Source organism: Skermanella sp. (assembly GCF_059503625.1).
Map to the genome: position 1 here is coordinate 1 of NZ_JCACHA010001158.1, position 5,032 is coordinate 5,032.

The 5,032-nt window shown below is 64.9% G+C and carries 4 protein-coding genes; all 4 read left to right on the forward strand.

The window, feature by feature from the left end; all coding sequences use genetic code 11:
- The first annotated feature begins 80 nt into the window (after positions 1 to 80).
- Positions 81 to 1,535, forward strand: coding sequence for an amidase (locus AC5JJ6_RS41110; protein WP_496047591.1), 1,455 nt, complete (start codon positions 81 to 83; stop codon positions 1,533 to 1,535).
- A gap of 55 nt (positions 1,536 to 1,590) precedes the next feature.
- Positions 1,591 to 3,201: an ABC transporter substrate-binding protein gene (locus AC5JJ6_RS41115; protein ID WP_496047592.1), complete on the forward strand. Its 1,611-nt coding sequence runs from the start codon at positions 1,591 to 1,593 to the stop codon at positions 3,199 to 3,201.
- A gap of 127 nt (positions 3,202 to 3,328) precedes the next feature.
- Positions 3,329 to 3,811, forward strand: coding sequence for a GlcG/HbpS family heme-binding protein (locus AC5JJ6_RS41120; protein ID WP_496047593.1), 483 nt, complete (start codon positions 3,329 to 3,331; stop codon positions 3,809 to 3,811).
- Positions 3,812 to 3,851: 40 nt separating this feature from the next.
- The coding region (locus AC5JJ6_RS41125; protein ID WP_496047594.1) for an amidase at positions 3,852 to 5,032 on the forward strand (1,181 nt) is incomplete at its 3' end.

The window sequence follows — 5,032 nt, forward strand, 5'->3', positions numbered from 1 at the left end:
ACTTTGCCTGAATGCTGCCGGGGCCCGAATGCTGCCGGGCACAAGAACTGCCGGGCACAAGAACTATTGGGAGGTTTTCCATGAGCACGGATAACGAAATTTGCCGCATGGACGCGGTGACCATCGCGTCCAAGGTAAAGTCCAGGGAACTATCGGCGACGGAAGTCACGGAAGCGACGCTGAAGCGGATGGATGTGCTGGAACCGCATATCCATGCCTTCTGCACCCCGACGCCCGACGTGGCGCGCGCGGCGGCCAAGGCGGTCGATGCCAGGATCGCGGCCGGCGAAGATCCCGGACTGCTGGCGGGCGTACCGATCGGCATCAAGGACCTCGTCGCCACCAAGGGCATCCTGACGGTCATGGGGTCGCATCTGTACCGTGACTTCGTCCCCGAAGAGGACGACATCGTCGTCGAGCGGCTGAAGGATGCCGGAGCCGTCATCATCGGCAAGACCAACGTGCCGGAGTTCGGCTATTCGGGCGTCGGTCACAACCCGGTCTTCGAGGCGACGCGCAATCCATGGAACCTGGACCTGACCTCCGGCGGGTCGAGCGCCGGGTCGGCGGCCTCGGTCGCGACCGGCGTTGCCCCCTTCGCCATCGGCAGCGACGGCGGCGGCTCGATCCGGATACCGTCGGCCTTGTCGGGGCTGTACGGCATCAAGGCGTCGATGGGCCGCGTGCCGCTCTATCCCGGCTGCCGCGACGAACGCTATCCCGGCGTGTCGAGCTGGGAGTCGCTGGAGCATGTCGGCCCGATGAGCCGCACCGTGGCGGATTCCGCCCTGATGCTGAAGGTCATCACGGGACCGGACCCGCGCGACCGCTATTCGATCCCGGCGGCGGATTTCGACTACGTCGAGGCGGCCGGTGAGAGCATCAAGGGCCTGAAGATCGCCTATAGCGAGGACTGGGGCTATGCGCCGGTCGATCCCGAGGTCCGCCGCGTCGTGTCGGAAGCGGTCAAGGTCTTCGAATCCGACCTGGGCTGCACGGTCGAGCGCGTCGATCCCGGCTGGGAGGACCCGCTTCCCCATTTCTGGACGATGGTCGCCTCCGACACCGACCTTACCGGCATGCGCCGCCTGATGAAGGGACGCGAGCACGAGATCTCGCCCCATCTGCTCGACTTGGTCTTCCGCGACTGGAAGGCCGAGGAATTCACCGACGCCAAGTTCGTCCGCCAGGGCGTGTGCAACAAGATGTGGCGGCTGATGGCCAACTACGACCTGCTGCTGACGCCGACCTTGGCCGTGCCTGCCTTTCCCCTCTACATGCAGGGGCCGGAAATCATCGAGGGCAAGATGGTGCGCTCGGCTGCATGGCTGGCCTTCACCTTCATCTGCAATCTGACCGGACAGCCGGCTGCCAGCATCCCGGCTGGCTTCACCAAGGACGGTCTGCCCGTCGGCCTGCAGATCATCGGCCGGCATCTGGCCGACCGCACCGTACTCGCCGCATCGGGCGCCTTCGAGCGCGCCCGGCCCTGGGCTCATGTCTGGCCGAAGCTGGTCGGCGACCTTGGCCTCTGATCATCGATCCCGCTCACCACAGTCACAGGCAGTCCAACACAGGAGTCTCAGGTCCATGAAGGTGACTCGACGCGTACTTATTATGTCGATGCTGACGGCTTCCGTGCTGGCGCCGGCATCGCGACTTCTGGCGGCCCCGGCGCCGAAAGACACGCTGGTCATCGTCTCCGAAATGGGGCCGAACGGCCTGGACACGATGGTCCCGACCGCCAACGACCACAGCCGCATGGTGACCTGGCACGCCTATGACAGGCTGGTCAGCCATGGCGAGAAGACGCTTCCCGACGGCACGATATCCTACGACGCCAAGGTGATGACTCCGGAACTGGCGGAAAGCTGGGACATCAGCGAGGACGGGCTGACCTATATCTTCCACCTGCGGAAGGACGCGACCTTCCATGACGGGACGAAGGTGACGGCGAAGGACGTGAAGTGGTCTTTCGACCGCGCCATCGCCGCCGGAGGATTTCCGACCATCCAGATGGCCGCCGGGTCGCTGGTCAAGCCCGAGCAATTCTCCGTCGTGGACGACTACACGTTCAAGGCGACGTTCGATCGGGTCAACAAGCTGATCATGCCGGACCTTGCGGTGCCGGTGCCCGTGATCGTCAACTCGGAGCTTGCCAAGAAGCACGCGACGGCAGCCGATCCGTGGGCCTTCGACTGGGTATCGCGGAACGACGCCGGCGGCGGCGCCTTCAAAGTGGAAACCTGGACGCCCGGTCAGCAGACGGTCTTCGTCCGCTTCGACGATTGGAAGTCCGGACCGCTGCCCAAGCTGAAGAAGGTAGTCTGGCGCCAGATCCCGTCCGCCGGCACCCGCCGCGCGCTGCTCGAGAAGGGCGACGTCGACATGTCGGTCGGCCTTCCGCCGAAGGATTATGCCGAACTGGCGAAGGACGGCAAGGTCAAGGTCATCGGCGTGCCGGTGCAGAACGACCTCGTCTTCCTGGACATGAACGTCAAGATTCCTCCGTTCGACAACCCGAAGGTCCGAGAGGCGATTTCATACGCCCTGCCCTACAAGGAGATCTTCTCATCTGCCCTGTATGGCCGAGCCAAGCCGATGTATGACGGCGATCCCTCGACTCCGTACGAGCCGACGTGGCCGGTGCCGATCAAGCATGGCCAGGACCTAGAGAAGGCGAAGAAGCTGCTCGCCGAGGCGGGATTCCCCGACGGCTTCAAGACGACCCTGTCGTTCGATCTGTCGGAAGCGACGGTGCGCGAGCCTTCCGCCATCCTGGTGCAGGAAGCGCTGAAAAAGATCGGCATCGACGTCAGCCTGGAGAAGGTCCCGGGCTCCAACTGGTTCGCCCAGATGGCGTCGAAGAAGATGCCGATGGTGATCGCCGAGTTCTACGGCTGGCTGGACTATCCCGACTATCACTTCTTCTGGACCTATTACGGCGGCAACAACTCCGTCTTCAACACGGCCAACTACGTCAACCCCGTGCTCGACAAGGAGATCGACACCGCGCGCTTCACCTCCGACCCGGCCGTCTTCAAGGCGAGCATGCAGAAGGCGGTGGACATCGTGATGACCGAACTTCCCCGCATCCCGCTCTACAACCGCTATGCCGACTATGCGATGCAGAAGAATGTCGACGGCTTCGAGTACTGGTTCCACACCCATCCGGATTTCCGGAAGATCTACAAGAACTGATACCAGCAGCCTTTAAGATCGACCGGTGAGTTCCAGCAAAGATGTCGGGCTGAAGAGGCCCGACACCTAACGTTCCTGACCGGTCGATGTCTTCGGTCCTTTGGAGTTTATCAGAAGGTTGTTCGAGATGGAGCTGACCAAGCCGGCCCGCAACCTCACCTTATCCGGAGCGATGGCGGTGCTGAATGCCGCCATCGCCGAGGCCGAACGGCTGGAGCGACCGATGTGCATTTCGGTGGTGGACCTGGGCGGCAACCTGCTGTCCTTCGCCCGGATGGACGGATCGAAGGCGCTCAGCGTCCTGTCGTCGCGCGCCAAGGCGGTGACGGCGGCGCTCTCCGGCACGCCGACGGGTGGCGCGCATGCCGATGTCGAGTTGCAGATAGCGCTGGCGTCCGAAGGGCGCTGGACCAACCTGATCGGCGGTCTGCCGATCCTGGTCGAGGGGATGGTGGTCGGGGCGGTCGGGGCCGGATCGGGGACCGGGACCGAAGACCTCCGAGTGGCGCGGGCGGGTGTTGCGGCGATACCGGGCGCCTCGCCTTTCGAGGACTTCGTGCCGATGGGGGCCGAAGACACCGGGATCATCCGGGGACAGACGCCGCGCTGACCCGGCTACTCAACTTTCCGATTTTTGCGAGATGCTTTCCATGCAGGACACCCTCGGCGCCTTCGTTCCCGGAACAGATGTCCAGGTCAGGGGCTCGGGTGACGGGCCGCTGGCCGGCCTGACCTTCGCGGTCAAGGACCTGTTCGACGTCGAAGGCCATGTCACCGGCTGCGGCAATCCCGATTGGACGGCCAGCCATCCTCCGGCCGAACGCCATGCCTGGGCGGTGCAGGCCCTGCTCGATGCCGGGGCCGGCATCGCGGGCAAGACCATCACGGACGAGATCTCGCTCGGGCTGCTGGGGATCAACCGTCATCACGGGACGCCGGTCAATCCGCGTGCGCCTGATCTGGTGCCCGGCGGATCGTCCAGCGGATCGGCGTCGGCAGTCGCCGGCGGCTTGGTGGACTTCGCGCTGGGTACGGATTCCGGCGGGTCGGTGCGGACACCGTCGAGCTTCTGCGGGTTGTACGGGCTGCGTCCGACCCATGGCCGCATCTCCGTTGCGGGGCTGATGACCCAGGCGCCGAGCTTCGACACGGTCGGATACTTCACGCGCGATGCGGAGATGTTCGGGCTTGTCGGCGGCGTGCTGTTGCAGGAGGCCATCGGCGACAGTTTGCCGGCCGAAATCCTGGTCGCCACCGACTGCTTCGGGATCGCCGACGCACCTGTCGCGGATGCGTTGCGACCGGTGCTCGATCGGCTGAGGACGGAGTTCGCGAGCGTGCGGGAGTGCAGGCTTGCCGATGGCGATATCGCGGACTGGCCGCGCCATCAGCGGGTGCTGCAATCGACCGAGTTCCAGGACACCTTCCGCGACTGGATCGACCGGGTCAATCCACGCTTCTCGAGCGAGGTCGCAGGCGCCTTCGCCAGCGACGGCAAGGTGCCGCAAGCGGAGATCGACGCCGCCAAGGCATTCCGGGAGCGGGCACGGGAACGGATGGAGGAACTGCTTGGCGACCGGCGCTTGCTCTGCCTGCCGACGACGCCGATCCTGCCGATCCGGCGCGATGCGCGTTTGTCCGAGATGCGGAACGCGGTCAGCCGGATCATCGATATGACGGCCGTCGCCGGGCTGACGGGATCGCCGCAGATCAGCCTGCCGCTGGGCTGGTCCGGCGGCGTTCCCGTCGGGCTTTCGCTGATCGGCTGGCACGGCGGCGACGCCGCCCTCATCGCGACGGCTAAGAGTCTGTCCGGTATGATTATTGCTGG

Bases quoted from the DNA above. Each gene is read 5' to 3' on its own strand.
- AC5JJ6_RS41110 (WP_496047591.1), top strand. From the start codon at position 81: ATGAGCACGGATAACGAAATTTGCCGCATGGACGCGGTGACCATCGCG.
- AC5JJ6_RS41115 (WP_496047592.1), top strand. From the start codon at position 1,591: ATGAAGGTGACTCGACGCGTACTTATTATGTCGATGCTGACGGCTTCC.
- AC5JJ6_RS41120 (WP_496047593.1), top strand. From the start codon at position 3,329: ATGGAGCTGACCAAGCCGGCCCGCAACCTCACCTTATCCGGAGCGATG.